The 18,485-nt window shown below is 35.1% G+C and carries 21 protein-coding genes and 1 tRNA gene; 14 read left to right on the plus strand and 8 right to left on the minus strand.

Annotated elements, in window-relative coordinates; genetic code table 11:
- The first annotated feature begins 2 nt into the window (after positions 1–2).
- The 8 genes from ACMAYX_RS13395 to fliW all read left to right on the plus strand — a co-directional run bounded on the left by ACMAYX_RS13395 (position 3) and on the right by fliW (position 5,922).
- Positions 3–1,007 (plus strand): flagellar basal body P-ring protein FlgI, encoded by a 1,005-nt coding sequence (locus ACMAYX_RS13395; RefSeq protein WP_103218688.1) that lies wholly within the window; start codon positions 3–5, stop codon positions 1,005–1,007.
- 129 nt (positions 1,008–1,136) lie between these two features.
- Positions 1,137–1,580 (plus strand): hypothetical protein, encoded by a 444-nt coding sequence (locus ACMAYX_RS13400; protein ID WP_103218687.1) that lies wholly within the window; start codon positions 1,137–1,139, stop codon positions 1,578–1,580.
- The gene (gene flgM, locus ACMAYX_RS13405) at positions 1,573–1,905 is read left to right on the plus strand and encodes a flagellar biosynthesis anti-sigma factor FlgM (RefSeq protein WP_103218686.1); all 333 of its coding nucleotides are present in this window, start codon (positions 1,573–1,575) and stop codon (positions 1,903–1,905) included. The genes ACMAYX_RS13400 and flgM overlap by 8 nt, the downstream gene beginning before the upstream one ends.
- On the plus strand, positions 1,905–2,408 hold the full coding sequence (locus tag ACMAYX_RS13410; RefSeq protein WP_103218685.1) for a flagellar protein FlgN: 504 nt from the start codon (positions 1,905–1,907) through the stop codon (positions 2,406–2,408). The genes flgM and ACMAYX_RS13410 overlap by 1 nt, the downstream gene beginning before the upstream one ends.
- A gap of 11 nt (positions 2,409–2,419) precedes the next feature.
- A complete protein-coding gene (gene flgK / locus ACMAYX_RS13415) occupies positions 2,420–3,886 on the plus strand; it encodes a flagellar hook-associated protein FlgK (protein WP_158246917.1) in 1,467 nt (488 codons plus the stop codon).
- 16 nt (positions 3,887–3,902) lie between these two features.
- Complete coding sequence (flgL, locus tag ACMAYX_RS13420) at positions 3,903–4,940, plus strand: flagellar hook-associated protein FlgL (protein WP_103218683.1); 1,038 nt, start codon at positions 3,903–3,905, stop codon at positions 4,938–4,940.
- Positions 4,941–5,056: 116 nt separating this feature from the next.
- Positions 5,057–5,290, plus strand: a complete 234-nt coding sequence (csrA, locus tag ACMAYX_RS13425; protein WP_021267493.1) for a carbon storage regulator CsrA — start codon at positions 5,057–5,059, stop codon at positions 5,288–5,290.
- 77 nt (positions 5,291–5,367) lie between these two features.
- Positions 5,368–5,922: a flagellar assembly protein FliW gene (gene fliW / locus ACMAYX_RS13430; protein ID WP_103218682.1), complete on the plus strand. Its 555-nt coding sequence runs from the start codon at positions 5,368–5,370 to the stop codon at positions 5,920–5,922.
- A 79-nt stretch (positions 5,923–6,001) separates the two neighbouring features.
- Here fliW and ACMAYX_RS13435 read toward each other — a convergent pair whose 3' ends face one another.
- The 5 genes from ACMAYX_RS13435 to ACMAYX_RS13455 are packed head-to-tail and all read right to left on the minus strand — an operon-like array spanning position 6,002 to position 9,815.
- The gene (locus ACMAYX_RS13435) at positions 6,002–6,733 is read right to left on the minus strand and encodes a tetratricopeptide repeat protein (RefSeq protein ID WP_103218681.1); all 732 of its coding nucleotides are present in this window, start codon (positions 6,731–6,733) and stop codon (positions 6,002–6,004) included.
- A 12-nt stretch (positions 6,734–6,745) separates the two neighbouring features.
- Entirely contained in the window at positions 6,746–7,483 is a 738-nt protein-coding gene (gene bamD, locus ACMAYX_RS13440; RefSeq protein ID WP_103218680.1) for an outer membrane protein assembly factor BamD, read from the minus strand.
- Positions 7,484–7,534: 51 nt separating this feature from the next.
- Complete coding sequence (locus ACMAYX_RS13445; RefSeq protein WP_103218679.1) at positions 7,535–8,566, minus strand: AI-2E family transporter; 1,032 nt, start codon at positions 8,564–8,566, stop codon at positions 7,535–7,537.
- The gene (locus ACMAYX_RS13450) at positions 8,559–9,158 is read right to left on the minus strand and encodes a cyclic nucleotide-binding domain-containing protein (protein WP_103218678.1); all 600 of its coding nucleotides are present in this window, start codon (positions 9,156–9,158) and stop codon (positions 8,559–8,561) included. Before ACMAYX_RS13450 ends, ACMAYX_RS13445 begins: the two co-directional genes overlap by 8 nt.
- A gap of 9 nt (positions 9,159–9,167) precedes the next feature.
- Positions 9,168–9,815 carry a tetratricopeptide repeat protein gene (locus ACMAYX_RS13455; protein WP_103218677.1) on the minus strand — a complete coding sequence of 216 codons (648 nt, stop codon included), beginning with the start codon at positions 9,813–9,815 and terminating at the stop codon, positions 9,168–9,170.
- A gap of 72 nt (positions 9,816–9,887) precedes the next feature.
- On the opposite strand from ACMAYX_RS13455, the gene ACMAYX_RS13460 reads away from it, so the two are divergent.
- From ACMAYX_RS13460 to ACMAYX_RS13470, 3 genes are read left to right on the plus strand one after another with little or no spacing between them, the layout of a single operon-like run.
- The gene (locus ACMAYX_RS13460) at positions 9,888–11,255 is read left to right on the plus strand and encodes an aminotransferase class III-fold pyridoxal phosphate-dependent enzyme (protein ID WP_103218676.1); all 1,368 of its coding nucleotides are present in this window, start codon (positions 9,888–9,890) and stop codon (positions 11,253–11,255) included.
- Positions 11,256–11,274: 19 nt separating this feature from the next.
- The gene (locus tag ACMAYX_RS13465; protein WP_412472049.1) at positions 11,275–12,276 is read left to right on the plus strand and encodes an arginine N-succinyltransferase; all 1,002 of its coding nucleotides are present in this window, start codon (positions 11,275–11,277) and stop codon (positions 12,274–12,276) included.
- 8 nt (positions 12,277–12,284) lie between these two features.
- The gene (locus ACMAYX_RS13470) at positions 12,285–13,796 is read left to right on the plus strand and encodes an aldehyde dehydrogenase family protein (protein ID WP_412470518.1); all 1,512 of its coding nucleotides are present in this window, start codon (positions 12,285–12,287) and stop codon (positions 13,794–13,796) included.
- Here the strand turns inward: ACMAYX_RS13470 and ACMAYX_RS13475 are convergent.
- Positions 13,793–14,311 carry a hypothetical protein gene (locus ACMAYX_RS13475; protein ID WP_412470517.1) on the minus strand — a complete coding sequence of 173 codons (519 nt, stop codon included), beginning with the start codon at positions 14,309–14,311 and terminating at the stop codon, positions 13,793–13,795. The genes ACMAYX_RS13470 and ACMAYX_RS13475 overlap by 4 nt on opposite strands.
- 179 nt (positions 14,312–14,490) lie before the next feature.
- Here ACMAYX_RS13475 and ACMAYX_RS13480 point away from each other — a divergent pair.
- A tRNA-Asn gene (locus tag ACMAYX_RS13480) sits at positions 14,491–14,565 on the plus strand.
- 120 nt (positions 14,566–14,685) lie between these two features.
- Positions 14,686–15,990: an aKG-HExxH-type peptide beta-hydroxylase gene (locus ACMAYX_RS13485; protein WP_412472050.1), complete on the plus strand. Its 1,305-nt coding sequence runs from the start codon at positions 14,686–14,688 to the stop codon at positions 15,988–15,990.
- On the opposite strand, the gene ACMAYX_RS13490 is transcribed toward ACMAYX_RS13485, so the two are convergent.
- Both ACMAYX_RS13490 and ACMAYX_RS13495 read right to left on the minus strand, forming a co-directional pair.
- Positions 15,991–17,499: a CDC27 family protein gene (locus ACMAYX_RS13490; RefSeq protein ID WP_412472051.1), complete on the minus strand. Its 1,509-nt coding sequence runs from the start codon at positions 17,497–17,499 to the stop codon at positions 15,991–15,993.
- A gap of 3 nt (positions 17,500–17,502) precedes the next feature.
- Complete coding sequence (locus ACMAYX_RS13495) at positions 17,503–17,838, minus strand: HesB/IscA family protein (RefSeq protein ID WP_412472052.1); 336 nt, start codon at positions 17,836–17,838, stop codon at positions 17,503–17,505.
- An 87-nt stretch (positions 17,839–17,925) separates the two neighbouring features.
- Between ACMAYX_RS13495 and ACMAYX_RS13500 the strand changes: the two genes are divergently transcribed.
- Entirely contained in the window at positions 17,926–18,480 is a 555-nt protein-coding gene (locus ACMAYX_RS13500; protein ID WP_392994097.1) for an FHA domain-containing protein, read from the plus strand.
- The last annotated feature ends 5 nt before the right edge of the window (positions 18,481–18,485 follow it).

Below are 18,485 nucleotides of genomic sequence, written 5' to 3' on the forward strand. Positions count from 1 at the left end.
TGATGTTTAAAAAGTTAATCTTTGGTCTTATTCTTCTATCTTTTGGAACACATATTGAAGCCAAAATGAGCCGTTTAAAAGATCTTGTCGATGTTAAAGGCGTAAGAAACAATCCGATCGTTGGCTACGGTTTAGTCGTAGGATTAAATGGAACTGGTGATGGTGGTGGTGAAGTAACTAATACATCTCTAAAGCGTATGTTCCAAAAGCTTGGACTTAACCCACAAAATGAAATTAGTTCAAAGAATGTAGCTGCCGTAATTGTTACAGCTGAACTTCCGTCTTTTAGTAGAGTTGGTCAAAAAATGGATGTTAAAGTTTCATCTATTGGTGATGCTTCTTCATTAGCAGGTGGAACACTTCTTATCACTCCTCTTAAAGGTGGTGATGGAAACGTATATGCTGTAGCAAATGGATCAATTTCAATTGGTGGTTTAGAAAACGGTAAAAAATTTGCTACGACAGGACTTATTCCTCAAGGAGCAATTGTTGAGCGCGAGCTACAATTAGATTTTGATAAGAAGAAATCACTGCGATTAGCACTGAAAAGTCCAGACTTCACAACAGCTGCTAGAATTGAAAAAACAATTAATCAAGAGCTAGGTGGAAAATATGCCATAGCAAAGGACTCAAATACTGTTGATATTATTGTACCAATACAGTACCAAAGAAAAATTGTACAACTTCTAGCAATCATCGAAAACTTTAAAGTTCATACGGATCGCATTGCGAAGATTATCATCAATGAGAGAACAGGTACAATTGTAGCTGGTGGAGATATTGCAGTTAAAGCTGTTGCAATTTCTCATGGTGGTTTAAATATTCAAGTAAATGACAAAAAGAAAGATACGAGTGAAGGAAATGTACGACTAGTTGACAAGACTACTACACTAAATGATCTCGTTAAAAGCTTGAATGCATTGGGGGCCACACCTGAAGATCTGATTTCGATTTTTCAAGCACTTAAGAGAAACGGTGCCCTAGTTGGAGAAATTGAGCTAATTTAACTTTCAATGTCAAATAGCATTTTTTACCATTTTTTTAGGCTAGGTATAAAAAAACTAAAAAAAATGTTAAAATATTAATGATAATGGGCTTTTCAAGGATTGAGCGGCCAGAAACTCAGGATGAGTATTATGAATGAAATCAAAATTCATAGACCACAAATTCAAAACAGAAATGCACAAAATTCTGTTCGTCCTGTAAATTCTGAAAACTATATTCCTGAAGAGATCAAAGGTGCTGCCCAAGGGCTTGAAGCACAATTTAACGAGTTAATGGTTAAAGAAATGACTAAGTCACTTAACAGTGGCGTACAAAGTACAGCAGGTAATTTCTATAACGGTCTAATTACAAGTGAACGTGCTAAAGCACTTGTTAAAGAAGACAGCCAAATACAGAAGATGATTTTGAATGAGATTTATCCAAAGCATATGAGGAATGAACAAAATTATCAGAATTATTTGGACAATAAAAATAAGTATGCACAGAACCAAATTCGCATTGAAGAGGGACCAACTCAACCTTCTCAAGGAATAGCAATGAAGCAGGCAAAACAAATTGGAGTAAAGTATGAGTAGTGTAACAAATACGAGATCAAGTTTCTTTCCAAATGCTAAGACTACGGCCGATAGATCGCAAGAGATCCAAAAGCAAGCTCCAGTTCAAAGAAATACGATCGCTCAAAAAGCTTACATCGATAACCAAACAAGAAATGATGCCAGAGTTTCTATTCCAGATGCTGTAAAAGACTTTGCTCACATCAAGAAAGCTGTTGATGCAGCTCCCGAGATTGATAACTCTGCAAAAATTGCTGCACTTAAAGCGCAAATCCAAGGTGGTAACTACAAAATGGATTACGACAAAATGGCAGACAAAATTCTTGGGGAAGAGTTCGGAGTATAATGAAAACGCAACTAGCTACATATTACTTTCAAATCACAGATATCTGGAAGTCACAGTGTGAACTTCACTACAAGCTATTTGACTTAACTTGTGATGAATACGCTCTCCTACTTGATAGCAAGATAGATGAACTAGAAGAAAAGGTTGCTGAAAAGTCAGGAATCATTTCAAAAATAGAAGTAAATGAAAAAGCAAGAAATCAAATTCTTGCAAATATTCAAAGGGATTATAAAGAATTAAAAATTAATTCGATTACAGATCTAATTGATTTTTTCTCAAAGTTTGAAGCTGAAAAAGAAGGAAAACATCTTTTTCGATTCAATGGTCTTTTGGTTGATATCATTGAAAAAATTCAAACTCAAAACAAGAAGAACCAATTATTTATTAACAAAGCGCTAAACTCTCTTCGCGAGATTAGAGAAAGTGCAATGGGTACTAAGACAGTATCTACATATAATGCCAAGGGTATCACTCAGCAAAGATCGCTTGAGCGAAATCCTTAATTGGAGCTTATTTGTCTACACGTCTGTTAAACATTGCGAATACAGGACTTAACGCCTCTAAAAAATCACTAGAGGTGACGTCGCATAATATTTCCAATGCAAATACAGAAGGCTACTCTCGTCAACGTGTTCACCAACAATCAAATATGCCACTGATCAAAGATGGTTTAATTACTGGTAGTGGTACAAGAATTAAAAGTATTAATCGTGTTCACGATAAATTCGTTGAAAGAAAATTACGAGATAGTCAAAGTAGTGAATCGTACTACAATAACAGAGCTGAACAAATGAGTCGCGTTGAAGATATCTTTAACGAAATTGATAATGAAGGATTAAATCAAATCCTTAACAATTTCTTCAACTCTTTTCGTGATCTTGCGAATCAACCAGAAAACGAAACAGTACGTTCCGTTGTACGTGACAAAGCTCAACTAATCGTAAAAGACTTTAGAAGAATTGCAGAGACTCTAGATGAAATCTCTAAGAGTATTGATGATAAAATTGCAATCTCTGTTAAGGATGCAAATCAACATATTGATTCGATTGCACTTCTAAACAGAAAAATTAGAGAACTTGAAGCAACGGGTGATGAAACTGGAGATCTTCGAGATCAGCGAGATGTATCTGTAAAAGAACTATCGAAAATTATTAAAATTCATACTTATCAAGATGAGCGTGGAAATTATAACGTACAATCTCCAGGGGTTGGTACACTTGTTACTGCTGCCCAAGCACAAAAACTTGGAACATATGTATTTGGTAAAGATGAATCAACAAATGGCCAAGATGGTTCAATGGAAATATTCTGGGAAAGCCGCTCAGGTCAACAGATCACAGAAAAGTTCCAAGGTGGATCTCTAGGTGCAGTTATTAAAGTTCGTAATAACGACATCAAGCAATTAAAAGAAAAACTAGATCAGACAGCTTATGATTTCATGAATTATGTTAATGCTATCCATAGAAGAGGATATGTGAATCGTGAAATTCAAACAGATGCTAATGGAAACCCAGCTGCAATGGATAATAAAGGTCCAACAACTGGTAATAATTTTTTCTCTACACCAATGAAAATAGAAGGTGCTGCACTTAACATTGATTTAAGTGATGCTATTAAATCAGATATATCTAATATCGCAACGGCACTATCACCAAATAGCCCCGGGGATAACCGTGTTGCCATTGCAATTTCTAAGCTACAACACGAAAGATTAATGGCCGGTGGAACAGCAACATTAGAAGAAGATTATCTTAAAACTGTTGGTAGTGTCGGACTTGAAACTGGTAAGGCAAAACTCGATGCTGAACAATCTGAGGGACTTCTTGCACAAGCTAATTCTATTCGCGAAAGAATTAGTGGTGTTTCAATCGATGAAGAAGCGGCAAATATGATTAAGTACCAGCACGCGTACGAAGCTGCTGCTAAAGTAATGAAAACTGCAAATGAAATGTTTGATACTGTTTTATCAATTAAGCAGTAATTAGGATTATTGAAAAATGACTAGAGTGTCAGAAAATTCAACGACTCTTTCAATTAGGCATACGCTTAACAAGCACAAGTCTAAGATGGAAGACCTGCAAATGAAGGGAACGACTCTTAAGAGTATGCGTAAACCTTCAGATAATCCTGCAGCAAATATTGAAGCACTTCAAATCTCAAGTGTTACTAAAGATAATTCTCAATTTAAGCGAAATGCAGACTTTGCACTTCTTCAATTAAATATCACAGAGAAAGCTCTCGAAAACTTAACAGATATTCTTGGAAAGGCTAAAGAGATTGCAATTGCACAGTCTTCAGATATTTATAATGAAGATGTGAGAAATAATGTTGCAAACGAAGTTCACCAACTTCGAAACCTTGCCCTATCGATTGCTAACAAACGAGTAGGACAGCGCTATATTTTCTCTGGCTTTAAAACTCTCGATACTCCATTTAATGAAAATGGTGAGTACAAGGGAGATAATGGTCATATCACTCTTGAGGTGGGTAAAGACTTCTTCGTTCAGGTTAACCTGCACGGCAAGGAAGTTTTTATGGCCGAATCAGAAACAGATTCACAAGTTAAGCATCCTCTGGAGAAATTTCCCGAGATGGCAGATTCACGAGAAAAAAGTAAAAATCGTGAAATTATGTCCGATGAAAATAACCGAGAGATTGCATCAGCACCAATCAGTGAAGATGCTGGAAAATATAAAGAATCGGCCAATATTTTTGGACTACTCGATTCTCTAGCTATCTCTCTAGAAAATAATGACCCTGATCAAATTCAAAATCTTTTAGAAAAATTTGATACAGCGGTAACACGTCTCGTTACATTGCGAACACGTGTAGGTTCAGTTGCAAGTTCAGTTATGGCCAACGTGAACTCGATTGAAGCAAATAATATCGACAATATGGAAAGAAAGAGCAAGCTCGTCGATGCAGATGTAACTGAGTTATTCTCAGACATTACGCGTCAACAAGAGATCTTAAAAACAGCGTACAAAACTTCCGAGGGGCTCTTAAACAAGAACCTATTGGACTTTCTACGCTAACACGCTGCTGCTACTTTTTTTTTATTTAGTTGATTTTTTACTTGATTTTTAAAGTTATGAATAATATATGAACCATTACCTGATGAATCAGGACGGTTCAAAATTGAGGATGTGAAATGCTGGTTTTAACAAGGAAGCTAGGGGAAAGTATAGCGATCGACGATCATATTAAGATTGTCGTTGTGCAAATTAAAGGCAAACAAGTTCGTCTTGGTATAAAGGCCCCAAAAGAAACGAAAATTCACCGCGAAGAAGTCTATAAAGCTATCCAGGAACAAAATTACGAAGCTTCCCAAGCTGGCCCAGAAAGTCTGAGTGACTTAACGGATGCGTTGCGCAACAAGAAATAAATTCCGCTTGCTCTTTTGCCCCTACGGCTGCTAAAATCTGTTATCAAGTTCTTTAACTTGAATTCGGAGGAACGACAGTGAAAGTAAGCACAACACGATTTGGGGAATTAGAAGTAAACAATAAAGATATCATCAAGTTCGAAGAAGGTATTCTTGGTTTTGAAAACCTTAAGGATTTCTTTGTTGTTGATCCAGGCGATCAAACTCTAATCCTATGGCTACAATCAACTGATGACGGTGCAACAGCATTCCCAATCATTGAGCCAAAAATTTTTAAAGATGATTATTCAATAAGCCTACTACCGGCTGAGCTAAATAGCCTAAAACTAGAAAACCTTTCTAATGCAAGCGTTTATACAATCCTAACGATTCCTACGGATGTAACTCAAATGTCTGCAAACCTTAAGGCACCAATCATTATTAACAATGATTCACATAAAGCTCGTCAAATTGTTCTTCAAGACAACAAGCTTGAAGTTAAATTTGAAATGTACAATGCATTAAAAAAGTCGATCATGAATTTCCACTCTGATGATTCAGTTCGTACAAATGTAAGTGTTGCTACTGAGCCAACTGTTGTTGAGCAATCTTCTTCAACAGAAACTTCAGTTGATCACTCAGCAGAAGCTTAATTCAATTTCCCAAAAAGAAATCATATAAAAGAAAAGCACCAGTAATGGTGCTTTTTTTATTTTTAAATTTTAGATAATTTTAAAGAGTTGTTTCAGTTGCGTTCTTTGCAAAGTTTAAATACATTTGCGCTTCGCTATTAAGAGGATCAACAGAGATTACCTTTTCCCATTCACTTGTCGCACTTAGGATATCCCCTTTACCATAGTGTAGAACACCTAGAGCAATTCTACCTGGAAGATAGTCAGGTCTTTCATTCTTTAGATTTGATAGCTCTTCAAAAGATTTATTAACGAAGCCTTTCTTCGCATAAACCTTGGCCATCTTTACTCTAGCTTCTAAATTTGAAGGATCGAGCTTAAGAACCTTTCCATATTCAAATAATGCTTCATCGTAGCGATTATAAGTTAAATATAGATCAGCAAGTTCATAGTGCTTAATAGCAAATTTCCTATCGATATGATTATCGTTAAGTTCAGCACTCTTCGAGTTTACTTTAACTTTCTGAGAAGCAATCTGAAAAATCTTACTCGCCTCTTCATATTGACCAATATCATTGTAGAGAACTGATAAACTTACTGCTGCATCTGTATGATCCGGTCTTACTTCTAAAACCTTTTTAAAAGCTTTAATTGCTTTTGATATCTCACCTGTTAAGTGAAAAATATTAGCGATATTAAAAAGTGCATCAGCATCTTTAGCATCAATTTCTAAAAGCTCGTTATAGATTGAAATCGCTTTATTATATTCACGATTTTCAAAAGCGACTTTTGCCTTCTTTGATAATTTTTCTTGTTCAAAAGATTTCATCATGGTGAAAGTCCCCTATTCTAAACACTTTTTAACATCTTTCTTTAAATTAGAAAGATCTTTGTCTTTGTATAAGTAGCGATAATTTTTAAAAACTAATTCACATAGGTCTGGTCTAATACCTTTTAGACCAATAGTGACAAGGCGATCACTCGCAAGTCTTTTCACTTCATCATCGTTAAACTGTGCAAGTAATTGTTCATAACGGAAAGAAGCCGATTGCCAGTCTTTAGTTTTGTAATAAAAATTAGCAATATATAATTCTTTGTCCTTAATCATTTTATAACATTCATCAATCTTTTCTCTGGCATCTTTTAGATATTCGGATTGTGGATATAGGCTTCTTAATTCATTGAAGTACTTAATTGCTTGTTTCGCTGGAGTTAGGTCACGATCAAAAGTTGATGGCTTTTGCTTATAATATGCTTCGGCAATTTTGAAAGTCACATAATCCATTTTAGGGTGCTTAGGATGGAAATCCTTAAACAATAAGTAAGCGGCTGCAGCTTCTTCATAATTTTCTTGTTTATAAAGAATATCTGCCTGCATAAGTTCTGCAGAAGTTGCATAGTAACTATATGGGTATTGAGATTTGATTTTATTAAGTTTTTCTAGCGCCATGATATAGCGTTCAGATTTTACTAATCTCTCTGCTTCTTTGTAGAGAACCTCTGCTTCAGTACTTCCTTGCGGACGATTAACTGCGCATGATGTCATCAGTAGAATAAATATGATTGAAATGAGTTTGTGCACATTGCCCCCTATAGAGGCAATTCTAGCACTTTCTAGCAAGGCCCGTCAAAGCTAATAACGCTCTTCGTATACGTCCTTAAGCATCTGATTTATAAGTAATTTTACTGCTGCCGCAAGAGGTATTGAAATGATCATTCCTGTGATCCCTAATAACTGTGAACCAAGGATAACACTAACAACAACAAGTACTGGGTGTAGGTCTACAATCTTCGATACTAGAAGTGGAAATACAATCGCAATATCAATAACGTTAGCGACTAAATAAAGGATAAGGGCTCCACCAAAGTGAGTTCCCATTCCATATTCAGCTGCGATGAAAATAAATGCAGGAATAGCACCAAATACTGGCCCTAAATAAGGAATAATATTTGTTACCGCAGCCAGTAAGCCGAATAAAAGAGAAAATCTAATATCGAGAAAAAATAAGCCCGTAAAAATTATTATTCCAAGAATACTGGCCTCAATTACTTTTGCTAAAATATAATCACCAATCTGGCGATTAAATTGAAACGATAGGTGATAAAGTTTTTCAAAGTACTTGTTTGGCAGAAGCCTTGTTATACGCTCTCTAAAATTTCTCATATCCTTCAATGTGAAAAATAAAAATAAAGGAACGATGAAAATCAACTCTAAAGCCGAGCCTAGATACTTTGGTACAAGTAGAACAAAAGCACTGAATTCATCTTTTATAAAATTCATTGATTGAAGAAGATATCCACTACTTAAGTGGTAGCCTGTTCGCTCCGCTACAAATGCCTGTAGTTGCGAATAGAGTGACTTAAGAAAGCTTTCTACTTTTGGAATATATACTTCTAGATTATTAACTTCGCTAACCATTAAAGGTGTTACCTTTACAATTGGATAGATTGTTAAAAAAAGAAGTAAAATAACAACAAGTGCTGACGATGCAGTTCGATTAATTCCAAACCTTTCAAAAAACAACAGAAGTGGATTTAGAATTAAGGTAAGTACATAACAAACTAAAAGTGGCGTTGCGACTCGCGGAAATACAAAGAAAAGTATCATCGAAGAGATGACAAATAATCCAAAAATAATGGCCCTTAGGCGATCATTACTAGTCATTCTTAGCGATCTCTTCTTTTAAATTAACAACTTCATCTTTAAGATGAGAATTTTCAACTTTAAGTTTTCTAATCTCACGGGCCAGGATATGAAGCTTCTTAACAACAAGCTCACTCATTGCTTGTAAAAATTTTGAAGACAATGCAGGTCTCTCAGAAATCATTAATTGAACATCAGGTTTAAAAATTCCTAATAGCTCTAATGGTTCTACCGCAGTGGCCGTAACAGATCTCTTATGGCCATCTTCAAGTAGGCCAATCTCACCCATGTAATCTTTACGATCAAGATTCGTTACATGAAATTTCTTTCCGTTTCTCTCAGTTGACAGCTCAACTCGCCCTGAAACAATAATATAAAAACCTATACCGAAGTCTCCTTCCTTGAAGATAACTTCACCCTTTTCATATGTTCTTCTGTGAAAATATTTGGCCAACTGGAATAATTCAAACTCCCCTAAACTTCTTAGGATAACAGTATCTCTTAATAAGTAAGGTATCGTTACCTTGTTACTTTTGATGAGAGGATTGATTGACCACAAAAACTTAATGAGATTAATATCGATGCGATCTTCTTTTGAATACTTTTCAGTCATATCCAGCCTTTAATAGAATTCAATATTTTCAGCTTTCACCCAGCCCTTAGCTTCGCTCGGCCAATAGATAAAAAACCAACTGTCATTTTTCTTTGAAGTGATGACTCTAAGTCCTTCCTTTGCAATTTGATTATGTTCAAATATTGAAGATGGCCCTTCATAGACATCAGTGTTCTTCATTACAATGGCATTTTTATAACTACCTTTCAAATACACATTGTTAAAAATTATTGGAGTTAAAGCGATAAGAAAGCAGATAAAAATAATGGCCTTATGCAGCTTTGTCTTAAGATTCATTATTAAAGTAACAATCAAAAGAACCAACGATAAACTTACAAAATAAGTGCCAGGAATATCCATTGCTTTAGCAATGAAGTTACTATCCTGACTCACGAGGTCATATTGCGATTTAATATAATTGATATTATTAGTGACTAGTTTGTCTTGTTGACCTAGTTGATATGATTTTTCCAAGTTTAAACGGGCCGCGCCAATATCTTCCAACTTGAGATATGCAGTGCCCAAATTATAGAAATATTGTGCGTCGACAAATAAATCTTTGTTCTTAATCAACAAATTCTTATAGCCCTCATAATCTTTATTTTTATAAAGGTCTTCTAATTCTTTTAGTGGATTTCCTGTGCTAGTATCTGACATAAACTTATTATCTAATTGGCTTGTAGCGTTTGCAAGTGAGTGATAATTCTACCACATAAAAAGAGGTTGGATATGGAATACGGCGTAAGAAATAACGAAATAAATGATCAGTTTGATAAACTATTTTCTTCAATTCTTAAAGAACAAAAAAACTTCATGGAAGTTCGTGGACCAGAAGAAGGTAAAAAGCACTTAGTTGAAGATACTTTAAAAATATATAATCAAGAAAGAGGGAAAGGTATTTACTTTAATTACGTTTCATCTGGACGTGGACATGGCCCTTTCTCAGAACTTATTGATGGATCAGTTAAATATGATTTAATTGGTGGAATTGGACCGAATCTTCTTGGTCACTCTCACCCTATTTATATTAAAGCTCACCTAGAAGCAGCTCTTGGTGACACGGTAATGTGTGGAAACCTACAACCATATCCACAGGCCATTGAGTTAACAAGTAATCTACTTAAAGCTGTAGAAGGTAGTAAGTTAAAGCATTTTTGGTTTACTGGTTCTGGAAGTTTTGCAAACGATCTTGCTCTTAAACTAGTTTGGCAAAAGAAAGACCCTGCTTACAGAGTAATTGCTTTTACTAAAGCATTTGCAGGACGTTCTGTAGCAACACAAGATATCACTCATAATGCTAGTTACCGCCAAGGTATGCCAAAATCTCTTGATGTTGATCATGTTCCACACTTTGATCAAAACAACCCGGAAGAATCATTAAAAAATACTTTAGCTGCACTTGAAGAAGTAACAACAAAATACCCAAATCAACACTGTGCACTTATGTTAGAGATTATTCAGGGTGAAGGTGGATTTATCTTCGGTCCTAAAGAATATTATGAAGAGATTTTTAAATGGGCCAAAAAGAAAGGTATTTATATTTGGGTCGACGAAGTTCAAACTTTTGGGCGTACTCACGAGCTATTTGCTTTCCAAACAATGGGACTAGATCAATATGTTGATATTGTTTCTGTTGGTAAGGCCCTACAAGTATGTGGAGTACTTTTCAGTGAAGAACTAAACCCTAAACCAGGATTAATTGCTGGAACGTTTAACGGATCGGTTTCAGCGCTTTCAACTGGAAGTCGATTGATTAAATATTTAACTGAAGGAAATTTCTACGGTGAAAATGGAAGAATTAAAGAGCTTGAACATAAATTCATTTCTAAGCTTACTCACCTAATGAAAAATTCGTGCCAAGATAAAATTACTTATGTTGGTGGTATTGGAACAATGATCGCATTTGAAGTTGGTGACTCATCAACTGAAACAGTATCAAACTTCGTTAAAAAATTATTTGATAACGGAATAATTGCATTTATGGCAGGAAAAGAGCCGACTAGAGTTCGTTTACTACTGCCTCTAGCAATGACTGATGAACATATTGATGACATTATTACAATTATTGAATCAACCATACTTGAACAAATTAAATAGAAATAAATAGGAAGACTAGATGTTTAAGATTAGACCCGTAAGAGCAGATGACTTAGAAGACTTGTATGACCTTTCAGGTCTCTACACATTTATTAACCTTCCCCCAGACAAAGAAATTATCAGTTCAAAGATTGATAGTTCACTAAGATCTTTCAAACAAAAAAGCGATAATCTTTCTAAAGATCATTATATTTTTGTTCTGGAAGATCTTGAATCACAACGTGTAATTGGATGTTCTATGATTCACGCAAGACACGGTGATGAAGAAGAGCCACACTTCTACTTAAAAGTGGGACAAGAAAATAAGTTTTCAGAATCAATCAATACTGGCTTTATTCACGGTACCTTAAAGCTTGGATATGATACAGATGGGCCGACTGAAATTGGAGGCTTAATCCTAGATCCAACTTATCGTGGAAATCCTTTTAAACTAGGTAAAGTTCTTTCTTTCTGTCGCTTTCTTTATATGGGTCTTAATAGAGATCGATTTAAAGAAACAATACATTCGGAACTAATGCCACCGTTTGACGCTGACGGGAAGTCACCTCTTTGGGAAGCGATTGGAAGACGCTTTCTAAACATGGAGTATCATGACGCTGATGTTCTTAGTAGAAAGAACAAAGAGTTTATTCTAAGCCTATTTCCTTCTGGAACAATCTACGAAACACTCTTACCTATTGAAGCAAGAGATGCTGTAGGTAAAGTTGGTGCAGACACTGAACCTGTTAAAAGAATGCTTGAATCAATAGGATTTAAATACACTCATGAAGTTGATCCATTCGATGGTGGCCCTCACTATCGTTGTCAACTCAATGACATCAAACCAGTAAAGACAATTCAACAAGCGCAAATCAAGAAAGGTAAAACAAGTTCACCTAAATTTTACTTAGTCCTTTTGGACAATGAAGAATTTGAAGTTGTTTGTCTAAAAGGTAGTTTAAATAATGATATACTAACTGTAGAAGAACCATCTTCATTTGGATTAGATGATGGTGCAGTTAAAACAATAATGGCGATCTAGGAGAAGAAATGTTTCAACTAAAAGGATCTTTTTATAATAACGAATTTGTTAAGTTTGATGACTCGGCAAATTTGAGAAATGACAGAACTATTTCACGTGAATGTCCAAGTGATACAACGAAAACACTTTGGAGCTTAAACGTAAATTATGCACATATTGATGAGCTTATCGATTCTGCTCACAAAGGATTTCAAACTTGGAGAAATACTTCAATTGAAGAAAGAATTGAAGCTCTAAGAAGATATCAGGAAGTTCTTAAAACGAAACAAGAACAAATTGCGACAGCAATTGCACTTGAAGTAGGTAAGCCACTCTGGGAAGCAAGAACTGAAGCTGCTGCTCTAATTGCAAAAGTAGATGTTACGATATCAGCATCTCTTCCTAGAATCGAAACTAAAAATATGGAAGGAATTGCACCTGGTACAAATGCACATATTTACTTCAAGCCAGTTGGACCAAGCTTCATCATCGGTCCTTTTAACTTTCCATGTCACTTAGCAAACGGACAAATTACAGCAAACTTAATCTCTGGTAACTCAATTATTTTTAAGCCAAGTGAGAAGACATGCTACTCAGCACAATTAATGTTTGAGTGTCTTGCTGAAGCGAAGTTTCCAATGGGTGTCGTAAACCTTGTACAAGGTGACGGAGAAGTAGCCAGAAGAATTATCAAAGATAAAAGAATTAAGGGTATCTTCTTTACTGGTTCAAAAGAAGTTGGTCAAAAGATTCTTGAAACAACTCATACTGATCTTTCTAAATTAGTGTCACTTGAGCTAGGTGGAAAAAATACATCTATTATCGATGAAACAGCTGACCTTGATTATGCTATTGAAGAGCTACTTACAGGATCATACTTAACAGCTGGACAGCGTTGTACTTCAACTGGACTAGTTGCAATTCATGATTCAATCAAAGATGAATTCATCTCTCGCTTTCATGATCTAGCAAAGAGAATTATTGTCGACCACCCAATTGACCACAAGATTGAACCATTTATGGGCCCTCTAATCGATCAAGCTTCACTAGATCAGTATCTACTATTTATGGGCATGGCAAAAAGAGAAGGCTTACAAGAAGTAATGCGTGGAAAGCAATTAGAGAGAGAAACTCCAGGTTACTATGTTTCTCCGTCAATACACTATGCTGATAAGTTAATTCCAAAGAGTCACTTCCTTGCAAATGAGATCTTTGGTCCTAACGTTACATTTGTTGGTTATAGTGATTTTGATGAAGCGATTAATATTGCAAACTCAACAGAGTATGGACTGGCCGCTTCAGTATTCACGAAAGATCATGCACGTTTTAAACACGCTGTTAATAATATTGATGCTGGTTTAGTAAACCTTAATCGCGCAACAGTTGGAGCACACTCTAAACTTCCATTTGGTGGTGTAAAAAACTCTGGGAACTATCGTCCAGCAGCAGTTGCTACTGTTGATCACTGTGTATACCAACTTGCTACACTCGAGATTGATTCTCCAAGTGCAAGCGGGAATATTAAAGGCCTAGCTGATTAATAATGTTTCTTATTAACGAGGACGCCTGTCGAAGAATTCTTTGACAGGTCTCTTCGGTTCTTTCTTTCTTGCTCAAGATCGACTACCGAATTCTTTGCATATAAATCTAAAACTTCACGACTCTTTAATCTCGTATATACGGCCTTAAATTTCTCTTTCTGATCAAGAATAAAAGTACTCGTTTCAACAGGCTTAGCACCAGGATGCACTTTTCCTGCTTCAAATTTAACCTTAGTCACAAATTGATTAATAAACTGATCAACACGAGGACCAGTAACAATCTCTTCATCAGCTTGAATTGAATGGGTATCAGAAGCTTCAAAGCGCTCAGGAAAGGGAATAACCTTAGCAAGGCCATGTGGTGAATAAGAAATTTTATCACCGCGATTATGACCTAGTAATAAATCCGTAAGTGCATCTTTTGCAGACGCATCACCAAGAGTCGTTAAATCAGAGACCTCCTCTGGTGTTAACACTCTTAATAAATTACGAATAAGGTTATTTTGAGTCATCATAGTCGTTATTTTACCTCAATATCTGAGTATGCTTGTCGGTTTTTGAAAAAAAAAATTTAGTAATTTTAATTGAGACCCAATAAATTCAAGTACTTACTAAAAACTAAATATTTTTCCCATAAAAGAAAATATTTACAATTTGAAAAAACGAGTTTATAAAATTAACTACTTAAGATTGCTGGGATGTGGCGCAGCGGTAGCGCAGTAGACTGTTAATCTATTGGTCGCGAGTTCGAATCTCGCCATCCCAGCCATTCTTTTGTATCCGCTTTAAATCCCCCAAATATTCATATTAAACGAATTAACATCATAAGAATTTATCTTATCTTGATATAGTGTTATATCTGTAATGAATTTTTACTTACGGATTTCTTATGAACAGTTTTAATCATTTCATTGAAAACAACAATGCCTTTAAAGAATCATACCTAGAAGGTTTAGCACTATATCGTGAAGATGCTTCTGCGAACGAAGATGAAAATGAGCTTCTCTCACAAAGGTTTCAAAGCTTTTATAAAGAGGCCATCTTTTCGGATAAGCTTAATGACTACTCCAACCTTAATTTCTATTGGTTCAATCTAATAGAGGCACTTATTGAGATCATTTCTTATCATAGCGAATTTGAAGTTGGTGGTGAATTCGAAATGAGTGAATCTGAAGATGCAATTTTTAACTTCTGGCATGACAGTAACTTGGCCAAAGTTTTTTTAAATTCATTAAATGATTCAAAAGACCTGTTAGCTGAGTCCAAAAAACTAGTAACAATTTTAGAAGAGAATATTATTGCTTTCTTCAAGATTCACATTGATGAGAATATTGACAGCGAATTAACTTATTTGAATGTACCTGAACTCGGTGATGATAATTTATCAGCTTATCAAAATGGTCAAAGAATTATTTTTGATAATTTAGAAGATAAGGTTTTGGCAAAGCTGAATAGCTCATCACAAAAGAAGCCAGCAATTATTTCTAAAATAGATGATTTAAATATAATTTTCTATTCCGAATTAGAAGAAACAGCTCAGGAGATGACGATAAAAATTGAAAAAGCTTATCGTCGCCTTCAAAAATACACACCAGAACTTTTTGAAGTATTCAAAGAGTTTACACAAAACATTATTCCAATTCGAGAAAAAGGAATAGTTAGCTACTCAATGCAAACTCTTCCTGGATACTCGTCAATTAACACATATGATCGCGATGATATGGACCTAATGGATGATCTACTTCATGAAAATGGTCACCACGTTTTAAACAGCTACCTTAATCAAGAGGAGCTTTTAGAAGAGCTTGAAGAGAAAATATACTACAGTCCATGGAGACGCGCCCTAAGGCCTATTAGGGGCATTTATCACGCTTATATGACGTTTTATTGGGCCCTTGAACTATTCTCATCACTTTCACGACTTGAAGAACATGATTTCTCTAATGCTGAGTTTAGCAAGATTCAAGAACGTGCTATTGAAGAATACTATATGCTTCAATTCTGTGAACTAGATCTAGAGAAAGCCTACAGAGAAGAGATCATCTCTCCTGAAGGATATGAAGTATATTTACAATTCAAATCAATGGTTAATTCTCACAGGGATCATATATTTGCTCTAGAGAAGAGCTTAAATTCTAGTGCTGTAGAAGAACTTAAAAATGAACTTCTAACAGCACGAAATGAATATTATTAATTATAATTTTGAAATTTTTGATTTTAGTGCCTGCATCTCATTTGCGGGCATTAACTCACCTTGAGAAGTTGCTATTGGCATCCCCTTCTCAATAACACTTAAACAATCATCATATTTTTTTTGTTTAAATAAAATCTTTGATTTAAGAAGATACGCAACTGAGTACTTAGGATTTTCATTTAAGACAATCTCAATATGCCCCATGGCCTTATCAAACTTATCATTACTAAAATGAATATCGGCTAGGCCATAGTTGGCAACGACATCATTTTCGTCAATGGCCAAAACTTTATTAAACATATCAAAACGTCGAGCTCTGTCTTCTTTTTCCGCACGCTCACGCTCTTCTTGTTCTTTTTTAAATTTAGCCTCATCACCAAATCGCTTGAATGAAGCAACTGTCGCAAGAGACTTCTCTTCTTCAGCTTCTTCAATCTTACCTAACTTCATCAGATAGAGAGACTTGTTTGTGTGGGCCATAACAGAATTTTCATCAACTTTTAGGAGTTGATCCATTACATCAATGGCCTTCTGATGATCACCACTATTACCTAAAATAACGCCCTTCGATTCATAGGCATCAGCATAATGGGGATTGAAGCTTATTACCATATCAAGTAATTCGATAGCTTTTTCGACTTCTTTCTTATGGTATAGACTTACCGCCTTATTAAAAAACACTTCACTTAAACCATCCGCAGATAAATTCTCTATCGGATATGTTTTGATCTTCATGTTAGAATCGATATCAAGATCATTGATTAAGAAATCACGAGGTGCTTTAACACTATAAAAGAACATACCTTGCTCTTCATATGAACTAAGAATTTTTAACTTTTTTCCTTCTGCACTTAACTCATCACCCTCAAGTTTGATTCTTGATTCAACTAAAACAGGAAAGCGAGCAGCTCCACGACGAGATTCTATTTTAGCAGCAGTTTCCTGTCCTAAAAAACAACCTTTCTTATAGCTTACAGCGTACTCATTCAATCTCGTTTCATTCACGAGATCCTTTTGAGTAATATTTAAGTTAAAAGTTGGCCAAGCTGATAATGTAATAAGCTTATCTAATATTTCTTTAGAAATAGTTGATTCAACTGCCTTATCAGTTAAACCAATAAAAGCCTGTCCATCAAATATAGTTATTGGGACAAAGTCGTCTTTCTTATGTGTTGAAATAGTTGCGACTTTGTTTACTTCTTTAATTTCGATGTCTTCCATAATGATGAACTTCTCAAGCTCTTCTATCGTGGCCTGAGCAAGATCATTATTAACAACAAGGTAGTATCTATCTGCATTATTAATTAAGTAGAAAAAAGAATAAACTCGACCTGTACGATCTAAGCGACAGGCCAGAGAGGCCCTATTTACAACTTCATTTAAGTCAACAGTTAACTGACGCTGAAGATAGTCCTTCGTCTCGTTACCAATAAATGCATAGACCTTATGATCTTCAAAAGAAAATTGATTATCATAAAAAAAGAAATTACTTAAAACTTGAGCGGTCATTAACTAAACACTAAAGCTTTCACCACAACCACAAGTATTCTTTGCATTTGGGTTTTCAAAAACAAAACCTTTACCATTAAGGCCGTCTTTAAAATCTAAAGTAATACCACTTAAGTAGATCGATGACTTTGGATCCACGAGAATCCTTACACCATCTAGTTCAATAATATTGTCTGATTCTTTAGGAGCATCAAAATCAATATTATAAGAAAGACCTGAACAACCTCCACCAATAACTCCAAGGCGTAAGCCGAAGTCTTGAGTCGATCGATCCTCACTTTTGAAAATATTTTTTATTTGCGCAACTGCTTTTGGCGTCACATTTAATAACTCGTTCATATAAACCTCTAATATTACGTAGGTAATAATGACCAATAACTGAATTATATCACATTGATGATATACTTTATATAGGAGCAAGAAACAATGTCTATCTCATTGATTATTAAGAGCGGTGAAAATAAAGCAAAGGTTCTTATTAAACCTAAATTAAGCTTTGGACGCTCTAAGTCGTCTGTTGATATTTCAATCGATGACTCTAAAATTTCATCAAAACATCTAGAAATTACTTATCAAAATAAGGAAATAATTGTTAAGGATCTAGGATCGACAAACGGTACCTATATTAACAATAAAAAATTAATAGATGAGCAGCGTCTCTATATTTATGAAACGGTACGTATTGGGAATTGCATCATCTGTATTGATCTAAACGACTTAACTGATATTGAGTATAAATTTCTAACAAAGCCAGTAGACGCTAATGAGATCTCTCATGATAGTACTCAAACATCTACTGTGCTATCTGATCAAACCGGATTTTTGGCCCTAAACCAATTATCACTTGAAAAACAGAAGTTAAGGGCCGAAATTAATAAGAAACAGCCTATTCAAAAAATTAGAAAGAAAGTCGCAAAAAAGAAAAAACCTGAGCCAGAAGACAAAACTGTCATGACTAAGATTTTAAAATTCTTTAAGTAAACCTT

Origin of the sequence: Halobacteriovorax sp. RT-2-3, from assembly GCF_047085075.1 — a bacterium.
Classification (GTDB): Bacteria; Bdellovibrionota; Bacteriovoracia; order Bacteriovoracales; family Bacteriovoracaceae; genus Halobacteriovorax_A.